The sequence below is a fragment of the Mesobacillus sp. S13 genome, assembly GCF_020422885.1.
Taxonomy (GTDB): domain Bacteria; phylum Bacillota; class Bacilli; order Bacillales; family Cytobacillaceae; genus Mesobacillus; species Mesobacillus selenatarsenatis_A.
In genome coordinates, this window is sequence record NZ_CP084622.1 from 4,638,797 (window position 1) to 4,658,712 (window position 19,916).

A 19,916-nucleotide genomic window follows, 5' to 3' on the forward strand; every position below is an offset into this window, starting at 1 on the left:
CTTGCTTTACATATTCCTGCGGAACTGGCCGCCTACTTCATAAAGCGCTCGGGTAATTTGGCCAAGGCTCGCGTATTTCACCGTTTCCATCAGCTCTGCAAAAATATTGCCTCCGCTAACAGCAGTTTCCTTCAGGCGAATGAGCGCTTCTTGTGATTCATCTTTGTTTTTACCCTTGAAGGCTTCAAGGTTTTGAATCTGGGTTTCTTTTTCCTCTTTTGTCGCACGAGCAAGCTCCATCTTGTCGATTTCTTCCTCGGATGGAGGATTTGGATTCAGGTAGGTGTTCACACCAATGATTGGCAGTTCCCCTGAATGCTTCTTCATCTCATAGTACATCGATTCATCCTGGATTTTGCCGCGCTGATACTGTGTTTCCATTGCGCCGAGCACGCCTCCGCGGTCATTGATCCGTTCAAATTCCTGAAGGACTGCTTCCTCTACCAGATCAGTCAGCTCTTCAATGATGAACGCACCCTGCAGTGGATTCTCGTTTTTCGTCAAACCGTGCTCCTTCGTGATGATCATCTGGATGGCCATCGCACGTCGGACTGATTCCTCCGTAGGCGTGGTGATGGCTTCGTCATAGGCATTCGTATGAAGCGAGTTGCAGTTATCATGAAGGGCCATCAATGCCTGAAGTGTTGTACGGATATCATTGAAATCTATTTCCTGTGCATGAAGAGACCGGCCGGAAGTCTGGATATGATACTTCAGCTTCTGGCTTCGCTCATTTGCACCATACTTGTTCTTCATTACAGTCGCCCAAATACGGCGAGCTACGCGGCCGATCACGGAATACTCAGGATCAAGGCCGTTCGAGAAGAAGAAGCTCAGGTTCGGTGCAAAATCATCAATGTTCATGCCTCTGCTCAAATAGTATTCAACATACGTGAACCCATTTGACAGCGTGAAGGCCAGCTGGGAGATCGGGTTCGCGCCTGCTTCAGCAATATGATAGCCGGAAATTGAAACAGAATAATAGTTCCGGACTTTCTCGTCGATAAAATACTGCTGGATGTCGCCCATCATTCTCAGTGCGAATTCAGTCGAGAAGATACAAGTATTTTGTCCCTGGTCTTCTTTTAAAATATCCGCCTGCACCGTTCCACGAACTGTTTGGAGCGTCATTTCCTTCACTTGAGCAAACTCTTCGTCATTCAGCTTGCGGCCAAGTTCTTCTTCCTTCTTTTGTACCTGCTGTTCAATTGCAGTGTTCATGAACATCGCCAGGATGATCGGTGCCGGTCCGTTGATGGTCATCGAAACCGATGTTGACGGATGGCAAAGGTCAAATCCTGAATACAGCTTTTTCATGTCATCAAGCGAACAAACGCTGACACCGCTCTCGCCGACCTTACCGTAAATATCTGGGCGATAATCAGGATCTTCACCGTATAGGGTTACAGAGTCAAAAGCTGTGCTCAATCGCTTCGCATTGTCGTCCTTGGAAAGATAATGGAAACGGCGGTTCGTCCGTTCCGGTGTCCCTTCACCAGCAAACTGGCGCTTTGGATCCTCACCCTCACGTTTGAACGGGAATACCCCCGCTGTATAAGGGAAGCTTCCTGGCACGTTCTCAAGGTAAACCCAGCGAAGAATTTCGCCGTAATCCTTATACTTCGGCAATGCCACTTTAGGGATGCTCAAACCTGACAGGCTCTTCGTCCTTAGCTCCGTGACAATTTCCTTATCGCGAATCTTTGTCACGAACTGGTCAGCACTGTACTTCTCCTTGAGGGATTGCCAGTTTTCGAGTATATATTTGGATTCAGGAGTCAGCTTCTTCTCTACTTCTTCTTTTAATACTTGAAGTGAGGAAACGACTTCGCTGTTTGTTTCTCTTTCTTTTACTGCTTCGATTGTCCCTTCAATCTGGAATAATCTGCGAGCAAGGTCTGCCTGCTCCGCAGCAAGCTTATGGTATCCTCGTACTGTTTCCGAAATCTCACGAAGATAATAACGACGATCATTCGGGATGATGACATTCTGCTTTTCGACTACAGCATTGGTAGAAAAAGATGTCGTCCAGTTTGTCCCTGCTTTTTCATTGATTGTATTGACAAGTGCAGCAAACAGCGCGTTCGTGCCAGGGTCGTTGAACTGGCTGGCAATTGTTCCGTACACAGGCATTTCATCAAGCTCTTTATCAAAAAACATATGGCTGCGCTGATACTGCTTCTGTACCTGGCGCTTAGCGTCCTCAGAGCCTTTGCGTTCAAATTTATTGATGACGATCAGATCCGCATAATCAATCATGTCGATTTTCTCAAGCTGTGATGGCGCACCGAATTCACTTGTCATCACATACATGGAAACATCACACACATCAGTGATTCCCGCATTGCCCTGTCCGATTCCGCTTGTTTCGACGATGACGAGGTCGAAGCCCGCTGCTTTGACGACATCAATCGCATCTTTAATTGCCAGCGATAGTTCTGATCTTGACTGTCTTGTTGCCAGGCTTCGCATATAAACGCGCGGAGAGAAGATTGCGTTCATGCGGATGCGGTCTCCTAGAAGGGCGCCGCCTGTTTTTTGTTTTGTCGGGTCTACTGACAAAATTGCAACACGCTTTTCAGGTATTTCATTGATGAATCTCCTGATTAGTTCGTCTGTTAATGAGCTTTTTCCTGCACCGCCCGTACCGGTGATTCCGACTACTGGAACCGATTTGGTCATCGTCTTTACTTTTTCCATCAAGCTTTCCACAGCGGCAGCGGTTTCTTTTTCAGAACTGACATGCTGCTCGGCAAGCGTGATCAGCTTGGCAACCGCATTCAAGTCACCCGCTTCCAGCTTCTCAATTTCCTCTACGCCTTCTGGAGTAACGGTTGGGAAATCACATTCCTTGATCATCTGCTGGATCATGCCGTTTAGGCCATATTTCCGGCCGTCTTCCGGTGAAAAAATGCGGGCGATCCCGTATTCATGAAGCTCTTTTATTTCCCGAGGAATGATAACGCCGCCGCCACCGCCGTAAATGCGGATATGGGAAGCGCCTTTTTCCTTCAGCAAGTCATACATATACTTAAAATATTCGACGTGCCCGCCTTGATAGGAAGAAATCGCAATTCCCTGTGCGTCTTCCTGGATTGCGGCATTGACGACCTCTTCAACGGAACGGTTATGACCCAGGTGGATGACCTCGCCACCCATTGACTGGATAATCCTTCGCATGATGTTGATTGAGGCATCGTGGCCGTCAAACAAACTTGAAGCTGTCACAAAGCGAATATGGTTCTTTGGTTGATACATTTCCGGCATACTCATTTTGTTCCCCCTGTTCCTAATTTCATTTCCGACCCCTTGATTCCCTTGAAAAGCAGTTCTGTCTGAAGCTCTGTATACTCTTCGAGAGTGTAGAGCTTTTGCAGTGCCCAGCGGCGGAATCCCCACATCTGGCCCTGCACAAAAATATCATGGGCGATGATTTTGACATGTTTATCATCCAGGTCAAGCTCGCCATTTTCGACGCAGCGCTGGATCACATCCTCGAACATCCCCACCATCTCGATTTCTTTTTTCAGCACGTATGGAAGAGCATCCTTTGTCAGCGACTTTACCTCCTGGTACATGACGAGTACTTCATCCTGCAGATCGTCCATGACTTTGAAGTAATTGGCGATTCCGACCTTCAGGCTCTCGAGCGTCCCCTGGTTCGTGTCGAGATTTTCCTGAAGGCGGTCGCGGACCTCGTCATAGATGCTGTCACAGACAAGATAGAGCACATCTTCCTTCGTGCGGATATATTCATAAAGGGTGCCGATGCTAAAGCCTGAAGCCCGGGCAATTTCTCTGGTAGTCGTGCGGTGGAAGCCCTTCTGCTTGAAAAGGGTAACGGCCCCTTTTATCATCTGGTCGCGCCTTTTTTTCACAAGTCGCTCATCTTTTACCGACGCCTGCACTTCTCGCTTTTTCATCAACATCTACCCGCCTTATTATTTCGTCAGCATCCTGGAGATTACGAGGCGCTGGATTTCCTGTGTTCCTTCATAAATCTGTGTGATTTTCGCGTCACGCATGAAGCGTTCGACTGGGTAATCCTTCGTGTAGCCGTAGCCGCCGAATACCTGGACAGCTTCAGTTGTTACTTTCATCGCTGTGTCACCGGCAAACAATTTGGACATCGCAGATTCCTTGCCGTATGGAAGACCTTCAGACTCTAGCCATGCAGCCTGGTAGGTTAATAGTCTTGAAGCTTCAACGGAAGTAGCCATATCAGCTAGCTTGAAGCCGATTCCCTGGTTCGCTGCGATTGGCTTACCGAACTGCTGGCGTTCCTTTGCATAATCAACAGCAGCATCAAGTGCGCCCTGAGCGATACCAACCGCCTGTGCAGCAATACCGTTACGTCCGCCATCAAGCGTCATCATCGCTATTTTGAAGCCTTCGCCAACTTCGCCAAGGATGTTTTCCTTTGGAACGCGGCAGTCTTCAAAGATGATTTCAGTTGTAGGAGATGAACGGATGCCGAGCTTTTTCTCCTTCTTGCCGACAGAGAATCCAGGGAAGTTGCTTTCCACGATGAAGGCAGTTGTTCCCTTATGCTTGCTGGACGGATCAGTCAAAGCGAAGACAACATAAATATCCGCTACACCGCCGTTTGTGATGAAAATCTTTGATCCGTTAAGCACATAATGGTCGCCGTCTTCTTTTGCCGTCGTTCTCATCGCACCTGCATCCGAACCGCTGCCTGGCTCAGTCAGGCCGTATGCGCCGATGCTCTTTCCTTCAGCCATCGGGCGCAAGTACTTTTGCTTCTGCTCTTCGTTTCCGAACTTGAAGATTGGCCAGCCAGCAAGTGATGTATGTGCTGACAGCATAACCCCTGTGGACGCACAAACACGGGATAATTCCTCAACTGCGATGCAGTATGCAAGATAGTCAGAGCCGATGCCGCCATACTCTTCAGGCCACGGAATACCAGTCAGGCCAAGCTCCGCCATCTTGTCAAAAATCTCGCGGTCAAAGCGTTCCTCTTCATCACGCTCTGCAGCTGTAGGAGCCACTTCATTCCTCGCAAAATCACGGACCATTTTTCGGATCATTTCATGTTCTTCAGATAATCGAAAATTCATTATAGTTTCCTCCGTTACTGTTGGATTAGTTTCTATAGGTAGCTGTTACACTTAACTCGCTGATTACACGTTTTTCTTGACAACTTTGCTTCTTCTACTGCCAAACCTGTCATGATTCCGAGCTTTTCTTGACAGCTTTGCTGCTTTCACACCCAAACCTGTCATCACACCGAATTTACAATTGCTTACTAATAACAATTTTCTGTATCTCACTAGTACCTTCATAGATCTCTGTGACTTTGGCGTCGCGGAAGTAGCGTTCGACTGGGTAGTCTTTTGTGTAACCGTAGCCGCCGAAGACCTGGATGGCTTCTGTTGTGACTTCTACTGCTGTACGTGATGTGAACAGCTTTGCCATGGATGCTTCCAAACCACATTTTTGTCCTTCTGAACGTAATTGGGCAGCGCGATAGATTAATAGTTTTGCTGCTTCAACTGAAGTTGCCATGTCCGCAAGCTTGAATCCGACGCCTTGCTGGGCAGCGATTGGTTTGCCGAACTGGACTCTTTCTTTTGCATAGGCAGTCGCAGCTTCCAATGCAGCTTCTGCAATACCGAGAGCTTGTGCGGCAATACCGATTCGTCCGGAGTCAAGGTTGCTCATCGCGATCTTGAACCCTTCGCCTTCCTGGCCAAGCAGGTTTTCTGCCGGCACCTTCATATCTTCAAATGTCAGCTGAACTGTACGAGACCCATAAAGGCCCATCTTGTGCTCATCTTTACCGACGATGAAGCCCGGGGTATCTTTTTCAACGATAAAAGTGGAAACACCTTTAGGGCCAGCTTCTGGATTAGTCGAAGCAAACACAATATACACATCAGCTTCTCCGCCGTTTGTGATGAACACCTTTGATCCGTTCAACACATAGTGTCCATCCTTTTTGACCGCCCGCGTTTTCAGGCTGGCCGCATCCGAACCTGCACTTGGCTCCGTCAGACAGAATGCCCCAAGATATTCGCCTGCAGCAAGCTTAGGCACAAATTTCTTCTTTTGTTCTTCGGTACCAAAATACAAAATCGGATTTGTTCCGACGGAAGTATGAACGGATAAGATGACACCCACCGTGGCGCTGACCTTGGAGATCTCGTGGATTGCAATGATGTAGGAGATGAAATCCATCTCCGAGCCGCCATATTCTTCAGGAACAGGGATTCCCATCAGGCCCAGCTCGCCCATCTTCCTTAAAATCTCCCTCGGAAAATCGCCCTCTTCCATTTTTTCAACAAATGGAGCGATTTCGGTTTGCGCGAAGTCCCGCACCATTTTGCGCATCATTTCCTGTTCTTCTGTAAATCTTAGATTCATCATTAACCCTCCCCACGTCCAGACAATCAATCATGTATGGACGGATTCACGAAAAAATAATTACTCGTAAGTATAGAAACCGCGGCCTGATTTTTTACCTAACCAGCCTGCTTTTACATATTTCCTTAACAGCGGGCAAGGGCGGTACTTGTCATCGCCAAAGCCTTCGTGGAGTGTTTCCATGATATAAAGGCAAGTATCAAGACCGATGAAATCAGCAAGGGTCAGCGGTCCCATTGGGTGGTTCATGCCAAGCTTCATGACTTCATCGATTGCTTCCTTCGTCGCGACACCCTCATACAAGGTGTAAATTGCTTCGTTGATCATCGGCATCAGAATTCGGTTTGAAACGAAGCCTGGGAAGTCATTCACTTCAACAGGGACTTTTTCCAATGTTTTGGTGATGTCTTCGATTGTTTGATAGACTTCATCTGCCGTCGCCAATCCGCGGATGATTTCGACGAGCTTCATAACAGGCACAGGATTCATGAAATGCATGCCGATTACTTTTTCCGGACGCTTTGTCGCTGCCGCAATTTCGGTGATTGGCAATGATGATGTATTGGAAGCAAGGATTGCGTGTTCGGGTGCAATTTCATCAAGCTGGGCAAAGATCTTTGCCTTGATGTCCATGTTTTCAACTGCTGCCTCGATGACGAGGTCAACCTTTGCAGCATCCTGCAGGTCACTTGAAGAGGTAATTCTACCGACAATCTCGTCCAGCTGTTCAGCTGTCACCCTGCCTTTGTCTACCTGACGGGTCAGGTTTTTCTTGATGCCAGCCAGTCCTCGTTCAACAAATTCGGGCTTAAGGTCATTCAAAAATACATCGTATCCTGCCTGCGCGCATACTTGTGCAATACCTGAACCCATTTGTCCCGCGCCGATTACCATAATCGTTTTTACACTCATTCTTTCTCCTCCTCTAATCAATGGAGGGCAAATTAACTGCCCTCCCGTCTATTGTCAAAATTCTTATTGCTTCGGAACCTCGATCATCACTGCGTCACCCTGGCCTCCGCCTGAGCAGATGGCCGCAATGCCGACCCCGCCGCCGCGGCGCTTCAGTTCATGCATCAAAGTAAGGATGATGCGTGCCCCACTCGCTCCGATTGGGTGTCCAAGTGCGACCGCACCGCCGTTCACATTAATTTTTTCTGGATCGAGGTTTGCGATACGGCCGCTTGTCAATGCGACTGCTGCAAATGCTTCGTTGATTTCGAAAAGGTCGATTTCCTCTAGGGACTTCCCTGTTTTCTTCAGCAATTCGTTAATGACAATTCCTGGTGTTTTCGGAAAGTCCTTTGCTTCTGTAGCGATGGCCGCGTGTGCAAGGATGACGCCCTGCGGCTTCCTGCCTTCACGTTCTGCACGCTCTTCGCTCATCAATACAAGGGCAGCTGCACCGTCATTGACACCTGGTGCATTTCCTGCCGTGATCGTGCCTTCGGAATTGAATACAGGACCGAGCTTTGCCAGCTTTTCTAGAGAAGTATCCTTTCTTGGTGCTTCATCATGCTGAACAAGGATTGGGTCTCCCTTTCGCTGCGGGACTTCAACCGGAACGATCTCTTCAGCAAGCTTTCCGGATTCGATCGCTTCGATTGCTCGCTGGTGGCTGCGGTAAGACCACTCATCTTGTTCTTCGCGGCTGATTTCATATTCTTTCGCTACTTCATTTCCATATGTGCCCATGTGTACGCCTTTAAAACTGCAAGTGAGTCCATCATGGACCATCAAATCCTTCACCTGTCCATCGCCCATCCTCAATCCCCAGCGTGCTTTTGGCAAAATATAAGGTGCGTTGCTCATGGACTCCATTCCGCCAGCTACGATGACTTCTTCTTCTCCTGCACGGATCATCAGGTCACCAAGTGTCAAGCTGCGCATACCGGATGCACACACTTTGTTGATGGTTTCTGTCTTCACTTCCCATGGAATCCCTGCTGCCCTTGCTGCCTGGCGTGAAGGAAGCTGTCCCTGTCCTCCCTGAAGGACGGTTCCAAGAATGACTTCTCCGACTTCCTCAGGTTTTACTTCCGCACGGGATAATGCTTCTTTAATGGCGATGCCGCCAAGCTGGCTTGCTGTAAAGCTGCTGAGCGCTCCTCCCATCTTGCCGATTGGTGTTCTTGCCCCTGCTAAAATGACTGTTCTTCCCATTGCCATCTCTCCCTTTCAATCTATTAATTTTTGATAATGAAAAAAATCTCAATCCAGCTTTCATTGAGTGACTGAACGCTCGCTCGAAACTGGTCCAAAAAAAATTTGTGTATGCTTGTTTATGTGAGGTTCTAAGGTGATTTATTGCCGAAGGGTAATGTAAGCGCTTTATCATATTATTCATTTTACTTTAAAAATAGTAGAAATTGAAACACTTTGCTAAAAATTCTGTCTTATGTCGAATTTTAACTGTGAGTCAACTTCTACTATTCATGTTTTGAGTATTAATTTTTATTAAGAAACAAGCGGTTTGATTTCACCGAAAACGGATTTTTCAAGAAGTTCGGCTACGTCTAAAGTATCGACGTTTTCTTCTACTTCCTTTGCTTTCGTTCCGTCGGACAGCATGGTCAGGCAGTATGGGCATCCGGAACTGATGACGGATGGGTTTACTGCAAGTGCTTGTTCTGTACGTGATACATTGATTCTGTGTCCTGTTTCTTCTTCCATCCACATCAAGCCGCCGCCAGCACCACAGCACATTGCTGTATCGCGGTTACGTTCCATTTCCTTCAGGTCCACACCTGGAATCGCCTTGAGGATGTCACGCGGTGCGTCATAAACCTCGTTGTAGCGTCCAAGATAGCAGGAATCGTGGAAAGTGATCGTTTCGTTCACTGCATGCTTTGGAGTCAGCCTTCCTTCTTTCACAAGTTGTGCAAGAAGCTCGGTATGGTGATAAACCTCACCTTCAAAGCCGAAATCAGGATACTCGTTCTTAAAGATATTGTATGCGTGAGGGTCGATCGTCACGATCTTCTTCACTTCATTTTTTTCGAACTCTTCAATATTCTTTGTCGCAAGCTCCTGGAATAAGAACTCGTTTCCAAGGCGGCGCGGTGTATCTCCGGAGTTCTTCTCCTTGTTTCCAAGGATGGCGAACTTGACGCCTGCTTCATTCAATAGCTTAGCGAATGAAAGAGCGATCTTTTGGCTGCGGTTATCGAATGAACCCATCGCACCAACCCAGAATAAATATTCGAATTCTTCGTCTGCCTTTTTCATTTCTTTTACCGTAGGAATGACAACATCGTCGCGAAGCTCACGCCAGTTTTCCTTTTCCTTGCGGTTCAAGCCCCATGGGTTGCCCTGTCGCTCGATATTGGTCATCGCGCGCTGTGCATCAGCATCCATCTTACCTTCAGTTAAAACAAGGTAACGACGGAGGTCGATGATTTTGTCCACGTGTTCGTTCATGACCGGACACTGGTCTTCACAGTTACGGCAAGTTGTACAAGCCCAGATTTCTTCCTCTGTGATGACATCGCCGATCATGCTCGGGCTGTATGCGAGCCCTGCTGCAGCTTCATTAGCACCCTGTCCAGCAGCTGATAATGCAAGTTGGTTGCCTTTTGTATTTGAAAAAGCGAAAGTAGGCACCCAAGGCTGTTTTGATGTGACAGCCGCACCTGTAAGTGTCAAATGGTCACGCAGCTTGACGATCAGGTCCATTGGCGACAGCATTTTTCCAGTGCCTGTTGCCGGACACATATTTGTACAGCGTCCACATTCCACGCAAGCATAAAAGTCGATCATTTGTTCATAATTGAAATCAGTGATTTTACCAGCACCGAATGTTTCCTGCGTTTCATCTTCAAAGTCAATCTTCGTAATTTTTCCTGGCGAATCAACCCTTGTCAAATAAACATTGGCTGGTCCGGCAATCAAGTGAGCATGCTTGGATTGCGGTACGTACACAAGGAACGCAAGCAGGAACAGCAAGTGAATCCACCATGCGATATAGAAAATCGTGATGGCCGCTGCCTCAGGAATTCCGCTGAAAGCTGCCGCAATGAGAGATGCGACTGGTTCAGTCCATGTTCCTTCATGGCCGTGCCAGATCATGCTCATACCATTTCCAAGCAATACGGAAAGCATTAATCCGCCAATGAACAGAAGGACAAGCCCATTTTTAAAGCCGCGCTTCAAACGGACTAGCTTTTCTACATAACGACGGTAAAAAGCCCAAACTACTGCTACAAGAATTGTTAGCGTAACGAGTTCCTGGAAAAATGTGAATCCTGGATAAAGCGGACCTAGCGGCAAATGCGAACCAGGCTTTATCCCCTTCCAGATAAAGTCTATTGCCCCAAATTGGACAAGAAGGAAGCCATAAAAAAACATAACGTGGATCGCACCGCTTTTCTTGTCCTTCAAAAGCCTTTTCTGGCCAAAAACATGGACAAGAATTCTCCTCCAGCGATCCTTGATATCATCATCAAACTCAGATTTCTTGCCGAGCTTGATGTACTCGATTCTCGTCTTCACGACATAAACAAACAAGCTGATGGCGTAAGCGGTTACAAGTAAGAACGCAATAAGATTAATCCATAGCAAACCGTTCATAAAATCATTTACCCCTTTCGATGCTATTTTTGGATGAAAATTTCTAACCAAATAAATTTTCTGAATATACCTTTAACTACATTATATAATGAATGAGCATTCAGTCAACTCATTTCCTTTCATTTCTGAAAATTGTTTATACTTCTGCTTTTAAAGGAAACTTAACATATATGAAGCAATTTCGGCAAAAATAAAGAAAATACTTTTTTAAGGGAGCCGAATTGCTATGGATTTTGGATGGATTTTGCTTGCGATAATAGCTGGGCTTGCCCTATGGATCTATATGGATTTCCTGCTTGGCAGAAAAAAGCATCTGGAAAGCGCGAAGACAAATACACTGCCAATACGGGAAAGTGACCTTGAGATTTTTACCGAAGGTCCTAAATTGTTCGAGAACCTTTTTTCCGAGTTAAAAAACGCAAAACAGCACATTCACATTTTGTTTTATATCGTCAAGGATGATAAAATCAGCCAGGAATTCATATCGATTCTAAAAGAACGAGCCAAGGCTGGAGTTGAGGTCAGGCTTTTGGTTGACTGGGTTGGCAGTGGATTGAAGCGTAAAACGATCAGCTCTCTGAAAGCTGCTGGTGTTGAACTCGCCTTTTCACAAATGCCCAAATTGCCTTTCTTGTTTTATACCTCGCAGGTGCGGAACCACCGGAAGATTACTGTGATCGATGGTTCTACTGCCTATCTCGGCGGCTTCAATATCGGAAAAGAATATAATAATCAGGAGCCGAAGCTCTCACCTTGGCGTGATTACCATCTGAAAATGACCGGTGAAGGCGTGGTCGACCTGCAAACAGAATTCCTTGAGGATTGGCATGCGGCTGCGAAAGTCAACTTGCTGCAAAATAAAGCCTATTTCCCTTCTCTCGAAAAAGGGATGGTCAAACAGCAACTTGTTCCAACTGAAGGCATTTTGCTTGAGGAATTGATATCAGACCTGATCAGCAAGTCAAAGACATCCATTTTCATCGGGACACCTTACTTCATTCCGAGCAAAAGGATTTTTGGTTTATTGAGAGAGGCGATTTCAAGAGGGGTTTCCGTAACGATCCTTGTTCCGCTCGTTTCCGACCATATCCTTGTTAAAGAAGCTTCCTATCCATATCTAAGGACACTGATTAAGGATGGTGCCGAAGTCTACCAGTTTTTGAATGGCTTTTACCATGCAAAAATCCTGCTTGTGGATGATGAGATTTGTGACATTGGCACGGCCAACTTTGATAAAAGAAGCATGTTCTTGAATTATGAATTGAATTGCCTTATTTATAATGGTGACTTTATTAAAAAAGTTAAAAGGATCCTGACAGAAGACATCCTGAACTCCAGGAAGGCTGCCTTAGATGACTTCAAACATGCGTTGCTAAAGGAAAAAGCCGCGAGTACGATTTCCTACTTTTTATAAAAGAGCCAGGCAACAAAGGAGTGTCGCTATGATTATTCGGTTGGGCTATGTATCCACCGCCATCAGCCTGTGGGATGCATCTCCCTCCAAGGCACTTACATTCGCTCGTTACGGACAGCTGCCAAAGGAAGAACGGCATGAAAAGCTGCTGTCGGTAACCTATCAAAACCTTGTGAACACGGAAAGAATGATTCATTACAATATCGCCCATGATATCCCATTGTATCGATTCTCAAGTTCGATCGCGCCGCTTGCGACCCACCCGGAGGTCAAGTGGGATTATGTGACCCCGTTCCGTGAAAAATGGCTGGAAATCGGCGCATTGGTAAAAAAACATGGGCTGCGAACAAGTTTCCATCCAAACCAATACACGCTGTTCACTTCACCGAGAGAGGAAGTGACGGCCAATGCCATCATCGATATGGAATATCATTACGGAATGCTCAAAGCGATGGGACTGGAGAATGACGCGCTGATCAATATTCATATTGGCGGGGCTTACGGCAACAAGGAAGAGACGATTTTGCGTTTTCATGAAAACTTCGCAAAGCTGCCTGCCCATATCAAAAAAATCACCACGCTTGAAAACGATGATAAAACCTATAATACGTCGGAAACACTGGGTGCCTGTATAAAAGAGGATGTAGCCTTTATGTTCGATTATCACCACCATATGGCGAATCTCTGTGAAGAATCACTGGAGAACCTGCTTCCTGCCGGCTTCGCAACCTGGGAACGGACCGGGCTGAAGCCTAAGATCCATATCTCCTCCCCAAAATCCGAAAAAGCGTATCGTTCACACGCCGATTATGTTGATCCAGATTTCATCCTGCCATTGATCGAAATACTGAAGGGTATCGGCCAGGACGTCGATTTCATGATTGAAGCGAAGGAAAAGGACAAAGCAGCTTTAAAGCTCGTCGAGGATTTGGCTAAAATCCGCGGAGTGAAGCGGATTGGCGGGGCTGCTTTGGAGTGGAAAACTTAATTCCCCTTCCATTAATCAGGTTTTATAGCGCAAATTTTATTTTTATAGCGAGATTTTGTTTTTTATAACGAGTTTTTCATTTATATAGCGAAATGATCGTTTATATAGCGAGAATCCATTTTATATAGCGAACTGGAAAATCTGCTGTATTTTTTCCAATTGAAAAAGAGACCCAGCCATCTTCGGCTGGGTCTCTTCATATTAGAAATTACATCTTCTCCGGTGCAGATACTCCAATCAACTCAAGTGCATTCTTCAATGTGATTTGCGCTGTCTTGATCAATGAAAGACGTGCTATTGTTCTTTCTTTATTCTCCAGATCAAGTACTTTTTCAGCATTGTAGAAGCTGTGGAATACGGATGCCAGCTCGAAAATGTAGTTTGAGATTCGGTGCGGCATGCGCTTCTGGGCTGCTTCAGCAACGGCCAGCGGGAATTCGCCAAGCTTTTTCAGCAGGTCGATTTCCTTCTCGGACTGGATGTGCTTGAAGTCTGCCTCAATGTCAAAAATCAAGCCTTGCTCAGCTGCAGAACGCAGGATGCTGTTGATGCGGGCATGTGCATACTGTGCGTAGAACACTGGGTTTTCATTGGACTGGGAAACAGCCAAATCAAGATCGAAGTCCATATGAGTGTCCGCGCTTCTCATCGCGAAGAAGTAACGAACTGCATCCAAACCTACTTCATCAATCAGGTCACGCATTGTGACAGCCTTGCCTGTACGCTTGCTCATCTTCATCTTCTCGCCATTCTTGTATAAATGGACGAGCTGGATGATTTCAACTTCAAGCGCATCCCGGCCATAGCCTAACGCCTCGATTGCTGCCTTCATACGCGGGATATAACCATGATGGTCCGCTCCCCAGATGTTGATCAGCTTCTCAAAACCGCGCTCAAGCTTGTCCTTATGGTAAGCAATATCTGGCAGCAGGTAAGTGTATGATCCATCCTGCTTGATCAGCACGCGGTCCTTGTCATCACCAAGCTCTGATGAACGGAACCATGTTGCGCCATCCTCTTCAAAGATATGGCCATTTGAACGCAATGCATCAAGAGCCACATCGATTTTTCCATTTTGGTATAGAGAAGTTTCTGAATACCAAACATCGAACCTGACACGGAAGTTCTCAAGATCCTGCTTCAGCTTTTCCATTTCATATTTCAAGCCGTACTCACGGAAAGCATCGAAGCGCTCCTGGTCCGGAACATTCACGTACTTATCGCCGAATTCTTCAGCAAGCTTGTGCCCGATTCCAATAATATCAGCACCATGGTAACCGTCCTCAGGCATCGGCTTGTCCATGCCAAGCGCCTGGAAGTAACGTGCCTCAACAGAAAGCGCTAGATTATTGATCTGGTTACCAGCGTCATTGATATAGTATTCACGGGACACATCATATCCAGCCTTGGCAAGAACATTGCACAATGAATCGCCGACAGCCGCGCCACGAGCATGTCCCAGGTGAAGGTCACCGGTCGGGTTGGCAGAAACGAACTCGACCTGGATCTTCTCGCCATTTCCTACATTTGATTCACCATATTTGTCGCCTGCTTCAAGGATTGCCGGAATCAAGTCCGTCAAATAGCTGTTATCCATATAAAAGTTGATGAACCCTGGTCCTGCGATTTCGATCTTCTCAATGGATGCCTTGCTGTTATCGAAGTTTTCGATCAACTGCTCTGCAATCTGGCGAGGGGCCTTTTTCGCCATGCGCGCAAGCTGCATCGCCATATTCGTAGAGTAATCCCCATGTGCTTTTTCCTTTGGCGTCTCTAAAATAACAGCCGGAATTTGGGCTTCCTCAGCAAGGCCCGCTTTGATGATCGCCTGCTTGATTTCTTCCTTCAGCTTCAATTGAACCTGTTCAACTATATTCATTTGCCTTCCTCCTTATATTTGATCGTTAAATGGTATGTACCTGCATTCGCGCCCTGTATAGCCATATCATACAGCAAGTCCACATGGCCCTCCTGCTTTGTCTCGTTAAAATCCGTGTCGAGCCGCTTCGTGAGCGCCGAGGTTTCGAGCAGACCATATTGAGTTTTATAGTTACCCGGAGTTTTTTTATTCAGCAGAAAATGAAGCCTCATCTTGATCGCGCCGCTGCGCATGATCAGCACTTCGTCCCCTGATATTTTTACTGTTGTATGGACATCTCCTTCCTCCATCACTTCATCATATTGGAGGTACGAGCTGTTTGCCTTTTTATAGTATCGGCCAAAAGTGGTCAATTCAAAAGTTTCCTTCTCTTTGCCACTGTAAATCGCCGTTTTAACCGTCACCTTGACAGGAATCTGATCAGCGGGTTTACTAGACACCGTTAACACGCCCTTTTCTTATCCAGCTTCAGCGCTTTAGCTGTTCTGACCAAGTCGCTAAGCTTTTCTATCTTCATTATAACTTTATAAGTATAAATATTCTCCTTTGAAAGTGCAAGGTTCGCAGGGGAAATGCCATATGAATCTGAGGGAAATTCAAGGGGACATGTAAAGGGTTTTGTCCCTCTCCATATCGGGTATTGATAACCAAGACCTATTAAAGGAGGTGCACCACATGAGAATCGAAGTAAAATGCGAAGTAGAAAACTGTAAATACTGGGCAGAAGGCGATCAATGTGTGGCTGACTCTATCATGGTCGTAGCCAATAGAGGAAATCAGGCAGTAAATGAAAAAGAAACCATTTGTGATACGTTTGAAAAGATGTAAAACCTAAAAACCGGCTGGACACTTCACAATGTGCCAGCCGGTTTTTACATGATCTAATTAATTCCTCGAGTCCTTACAAAGTTCTGTGAAAAATCTAGAAAAAGAGCATTCCAACCGAGATGATAACCCCTGAAACTATTAGCATCAGGACACAATATCCCATGATGTCTTTTGCCTTGAGTCCGGCAATCGCGAGTGCTGGCAATGCCCAGAATGGCTGGATCAGGTTGGTCCATGCATCGCCCCAGGCAACGGCCATCGCTGTTTTTGGGATGGATACTCCGAGTGTTTGTGCTGCGTCCAGCATGACTGGCGCCTGGACCGCCCACTGTCCCCCGCCAGACGGTACAAAGAAGTTGACAAGACCAGCGCTCAGGAATGTGAAGAATGGGAACGTGAATTCATTGGAAATCGATACGAAGCCCTCCGACATGACCGCTGCCAGGCCGGATGCTGTCATCATTCCCATGATTCCCGCGTAAAAAGGGAACTGGATGATGATTCCGCTCGCTCCTTTTACCGCATTCACGACAGCCTCAAGGAAACGCTTCGGCGTGCCATGGAACAGGATTCCGAGGAACAAGAACAGGAAGTTGACAATATCCAGATTCAGCTTAAATCCGTTTGTAGCAAAATAGTAAAATAAAAATACAAGGCCAAGAATACCAATCAACAAAGAAATGATTTTGCTGTTTTCCAGTTTTTCTGCAGGTGTCATCGCTCCCTGCTCGAGTGCGGCTGCCTGAACATCCGCTTCAAGCAATGCAGGGTCTACAGCCACCGTTTGATCCTTTGACGGCATCATCAAGCGGTTAACCAGTGGCAATACGAGAAGCATGATTAAGATAATCAGCAGGTTGAACCCTGCAAAAATCGTCTGATCCGTCGAGATGATCCCAATCAGGTCCTGAGAAAAATGTCCTTCCGTCGCAATCGTCAGCGGAATCGAACCCGAGATTCCGCCGTGCCAGACGATAAATCCTCCGTAAGCGCTTGCAATTAACAGCCTGTAGTCCACATTTTGAACCTTTTTCGCCAGCTCTTTCGCAAACAATGCGCCAATGACCAAGCCAAAGCCCCAGTTAATCAAACTGGCAATCATCGATACGACTGTGACAATGATGATGGCCTGGCCAGGAGATTTTGCAATTGAAGCAAGTGACCCCAGGCCCCTTTTAAATACATTGCTGCTCGCTAGGACATGACCTGTTACGAGCACAAGCACCATCTGCATCGAGAATGTCAGCAAGCTCCAGAAACCGCCACCCCAATGCTGGGCCATCTGATACGGACCGCTATCGGTAAAAATAAGGCCTAATCCAAATACAACAAAAGTTAAGATGATGACAAAAATGAATGGATCAGGCAGATACCGTTGCATAATGCGGTTGAAAAAAGAAACTAATGTTTTCATCCTTTTTACCTCCCTTTTAGTGATTACTTACATAATCATTATATTTTCTATATTATTCGGAATATTCCTTCCTATGAAAGTAACTATTAGGAACAGGTCGTAGTTTTATTCAGAATATGACCTAAAATACCAATACTTAAAGACCTTAGATTCCTTTAAGAGATGTCTATAAGCGGAGATTTTCCGTTTATTTGCATGCAGGGGCTCGTTTCGGAGGTAAATAAGGGGAGATTTTCCGATTAATTTAAGAAAAACCTTCTAATATTGTTTTTTAAGAGTACATAGACGGAATCTCTCCGGCTATTTAGTCCTTTTTTTATAAAAATTTAAGATTAAGCGGAATTTTTCCGTCTATCAGTTCAGGTTTCTTAACCTGGGACCCAACCGGACTGGATCAGTAAAACCAACACGAAAAAGACGTATGCCAATTCATACGTCTTTTTTCGTGTGTATTAAAATGGGACCAAGTTTATTTTACAAACCCGAGCAGCATTTCACGGATGATTTTACTAGCTGTGTTTGCAGTCATTTCGGATGTATCATAGATTGGTGCGACCTCGACAAGGTCTGCTCCGACTACGTTCACACCCGAGTTAGCGATGGCATGAATTGACGCAAGAAGTTCCTTGGAAGTGATTCCGCCAGCGTCGACTGTTCCTGTTCCAGGTGCATGTGCAGGATCAAGAACGTCAATGTCGATCGTGACATAAACCGGACGGCCAGCAAGCGTCGGCAATACTTCCTTTAAAGGTTCAAGGACTTCGAACTTGGAAATATGCATGCCCACTTCCTTTGCCCACTCAAATTCTTCCTTCATGCCAGAACGGATTCCAAAAGAGTAAACATTTTTCGGTCCAATGTGTTCAGCAATCTTGCGGATTGGCGTTGAATGCGACAGCGGTTCGCCTTCATAGTTTTCACGCAGATCTGTATGCGCATCAAAGTGGATGATGGCAAGGTCTTCGTATTTTTTCGCAAAAGCCTTCATGACTGGCCAAGACACCAGATGCTCTCCGCCCATGCCAAGCGGGAATTTCTCTTCCGCCAAAAGCTTGTCAACATATTCCTCAATCAAATCAAGGCTTTTCTGGGCATTGCCGAATGGCAGCGGGATGTCTCCAGCATCGAAATAGTTCAGATCAGCCATCTCGCGGTCAAGGTAAGGGCTGTACTCTTCAAGACCGATCGATACCTCACGGATGCGGGTCGGGCCGAAGCGTGAACCAGGACGGTAGCTGACGGTCCAGTCCATAGGCATACCGTAAAGGACCGCCTTGCTTTCGTTATAATTGGAATGGCTTCCGATAAAAACATTGCCAGAATAAGCTTCATCAAAACGCATATCAAGCACCTCTTTCAAGTTGTTTTTTTATGAATTTTAAAAGCGATATAATATATCACTTCGGGAAATGTCTAGCTCCAACGCTTTTCACATTAAAATGGCCCCCGGAATTACCGGGAAGCCGAATAGACATTGTGCTGAATCCAGATTATTTTACAAGGTCGCCAACGAATTTAGGCAATACGAAAGCGGCTTTGTGAAGTTCTTTCGTGTAGTACTTTGTTTCGATGTCGTGGAAGCGGTCTTCGCTCACTTCTAGCGGGTCATGCTTCTTAGAACCAAGTGTAAATGCCCACATTCCGCTTGGGTATGTTGGGATGTTCGCGATGTAAAGGCGTGTGATCGGGAAGATTTCCTTCACATCCTTCTGGACATTGCGGATGAGGTCAGCCTTGAACCATGGGTTGTCAGACTGGGCAACAAATATTCCGTCTTCCTTCAATGCTTTGGAAATTCCAGCGTAAAAACCTTTTGTGAATAGGTTTACTGCCGGGCCGACTGGCTCAGTGGAGTCAACCATGATGACATCGTACTGGTTGTCGCTTTCTGCGATATGCATGAAGCCGTCGCCAACCTGGACATCCACGCGTGGATCTTCAAGCTTGCCTGCGATTTCAGGCAGGTACTTCTTAGAGTACTCAATTACCTTTCCATCGATATCAACAAGAGTCGCCTTTTTCACGCTAGGGTGCTTAAGGACTTCACGGATTACGCCTCCGTCTCCGCCACCTACAACCAATACATGCTCAGGGTTTGGGTGCGTGAATAATGGAATATGTGCAACCATCTCGTGGTAAACGAACTCATCTTTAACAGAAGTCATGACCATGTCGTCAAGAAGAAGCATATTGCCCCACTCTTCTGTTTCCACCATATCAAGCTTCTGGAATTCTGTCTGTTCTGTATGTAGCGTCTTGTTCACTTTCATTGTGATACCAAAGTTTTCTGTCTGCTTTTCTGTAAACCAAAGACCCATTTTTTCTTCCTTCCTTTCGGCAAAAAAATTTTCCGTCATGTTGCGGCGAATTTTCATGGCGAGCAGCTCTACTGGCTGTCCAAACTTTTATATGAACCAAGCATTGCGCTTACATTTAT

The 19,916-nt window shown here is 46.2% G+C and carries 15 protein-coding genes; 3 read left to right on the forward strand and 12 right to left on the reverse strand.

Annotated features, from left to right (window positions below; genetic code table 11):
- Nucleotides 1-6 precede the first annotated feature (6 nt).
- The 7 genes from icmF to LGO15_RS23365 all read right to left on the reverse strand — a co-directional run bounded on the left by icmF (nt 7) and on the right by LGO15_RS23365 (nt 10,956).
- Nucleotides 7-3,267 (reverse strand): fused isobutyryl-CoA mutase/GTPase IcmF, encoded by a 3,261-nt coding sequence (gene icmF / locus LGO15_RS23335; protein ID WP_226087972.1) that lies wholly within the window; start codon nt 3,265-3,267, stop codon nt 7-9.
- Nucleotides 3,268-3,269: 2 nt separating this feature from the next.
- Nucleotides 3,270-3,923, reverse strand: a complete 654-nt coding sequence (locus tag LGO15_RS23340) for a TetR/AcrR family transcriptional regulator (protein ID WP_167831080.1) — start codon at nt 3,921-3,923, stop codon at nt 3,270-3,272.
- A gap of 18 nt (nt 3,924-3,941) precedes the next feature.
- On the reverse strand, nt 3,942-5,081 hold the full coding sequence (locus tag LGO15_RS23345; RefSeq protein WP_226086213.1) for an acyl-CoA dehydrogenase: 1,140 nt from the start codon (nt 5,079-5,081) through the stop codon (nt 3,942-3,944).
- Between the two features lie 175 nt (nt 5,082-5,256).
- Entirely contained in the window at nt 5,257-6,387 is a 1,131-nt protein-coding gene (locus tag LGO15_RS23350; protein WP_226087973.1) for an acyl-CoA dehydrogenase, read from the reverse strand.
- 60 nt (nt 6,388-6,447) lie between these two features.
- Nucleotides 6,448-7,299 carry a 3-hydroxybutyryl-CoA dehydrogenase gene (locus LGO15_RS23355; RefSeq protein WP_226086214.1) on the reverse strand — a complete coding sequence of 284 codons (852 nt, stop codon included), beginning with the start codon at nt 7,297-7,299 and terminating at the stop codon, nt 6,448-6,450.
- Nucleotides 7,300-7,362: 63 nt separating this feature from the next.
- A complete protein-coding gene (locus LGO15_RS23360; protein WP_226086215.1) occupies nt 7,363-8,550 on the reverse strand; it encodes an acetyl-CoA C-acetyltransferase in 1,188 nt (395 codons plus the stop codon).
- Between the two features lie 294 nt (nt 8,551-8,844).
- Entirely contained in the window at nt 8,845-10,956 is a 2,112-nt protein-coding gene (locus LGO15_RS23365) for a (Fe-S)-binding protein (RefSeq protein ID WP_226086216.1), read from the reverse strand.
- Between the two features lie 226 nt (nt 10,957-11,182).
- Here LGO15_RS23365 and cls point away from each other — a divergent pair, with 226 nt between their 5' ends.
- Both cls and uvsE read left to right on the forward strand, forming a co-directional pair.
- Nucleotides 11,183-12,370 carry a cardiolipin synthase gene (gene cls / locus LGO15_RS23370; protein WP_226086217.1) on the forward strand — a complete coding sequence of 396 codons (1,188 nt, stop codon included), beginning with the start codon at nt 11,183-11,185 and terminating at the stop codon, nt 12,368-12,370.
- A gap of 28 nt (nt 12,371-12,398) precedes the next feature.
- Complete coding sequence (gene uvsE / locus LGO15_RS23375) at nt 12,399-13,358, forward strand: UV DNA damage repair endonuclease UvsE (RefSeq protein WP_226086218.1); 960 nt, start codon at nt 12,399-12,401, stop codon at nt 13,356-13,358.
- Nucleotides 13,359-13,566: 208 nt separating this feature from the next.
- Here uvsE and argS read toward each other — a convergent pair whose 3' ends face one another.
- Both argS and LGO15_RS23385 read right to left on the reverse strand, forming a co-directional pair.
- Complete coding sequence (gene argS, locus LGO15_RS23380) at nt 13,567-15,237, reverse strand: arginine--tRNA ligase (RefSeq protein WP_226086219.1); 1,671 nt, start codon at nt 15,235-15,237, stop codon at nt 13,567-13,569.
- Complete coding sequence (locus LGO15_RS23385) at nt 15,234-15,677, reverse strand: YwiB family protein (protein WP_167831073.1); 444 nt, start codon at nt 15,675-15,677, stop codon at nt 15,234-15,236. The genes argS and LGO15_RS23385 overlap by 4 nt, the downstream gene beginning before the upstream one ends.
- Before the next feature lie 235 nt (nt 15,678-15,912).
- Here LGO15_RS23385 and LGO15_RS23390 point away from each other — a divergent pair, with 235 nt between their 5' ends.
- Nucleotides 15,913-16,065, forward strand: a complete 153-nt coding sequence (locus LGO15_RS23390) for a DUF1540 domain-containing protein (RefSeq protein ID WP_167831072.1) — start codon at nt 15,913-15,915, stop codon at nt 16,063-16,065.
- 94 nt (nt 16,066-16,159) lie between these two features.
- Here the strand turns inward: LGO15_RS23390 and LGO15_RS23395 are convergent, their stop codons facing one another.
- From LGO15_RS23395 to speE, 3 genes are all read right to left on the reverse strand, one after another.
- Nucleotides 16,160-17,479: a short-chain fatty acid transporter gene (locus LGO15_RS23395; RefSeq protein ID WP_226086220.1), complete on the reverse strand. Its 1,320-nt coding sequence runs from the start codon at nt 17,477-17,479 to the stop codon at nt 16,160-16,162.
- A 469-nt stretch (nt 17,480-17,948) separates the two neighbouring features.
- Nucleotides 17,949-18,821, reverse strand: a complete 873-nt coding sequence (gene speB / locus LGO15_RS23400; protein WP_167831070.1) for an agmatinase — start codon at nt 18,819-18,821, stop codon at nt 17,949-17,951.
- A gap of 148 nt (nt 18,822-18,969) precedes the next feature.
- On the reverse strand, nt 18,970-19,797 hold the full coding sequence (speE, locus tag LGO15_RS23405; protein ID WP_226086221.1) for a spermidine synthase: 828 nt from the start codon (nt 19,795-19,797) through the stop codon (nt 18,970-18,972).
- Nucleotides 19,798-19,916: the final 119 nt, after the last annotated feature.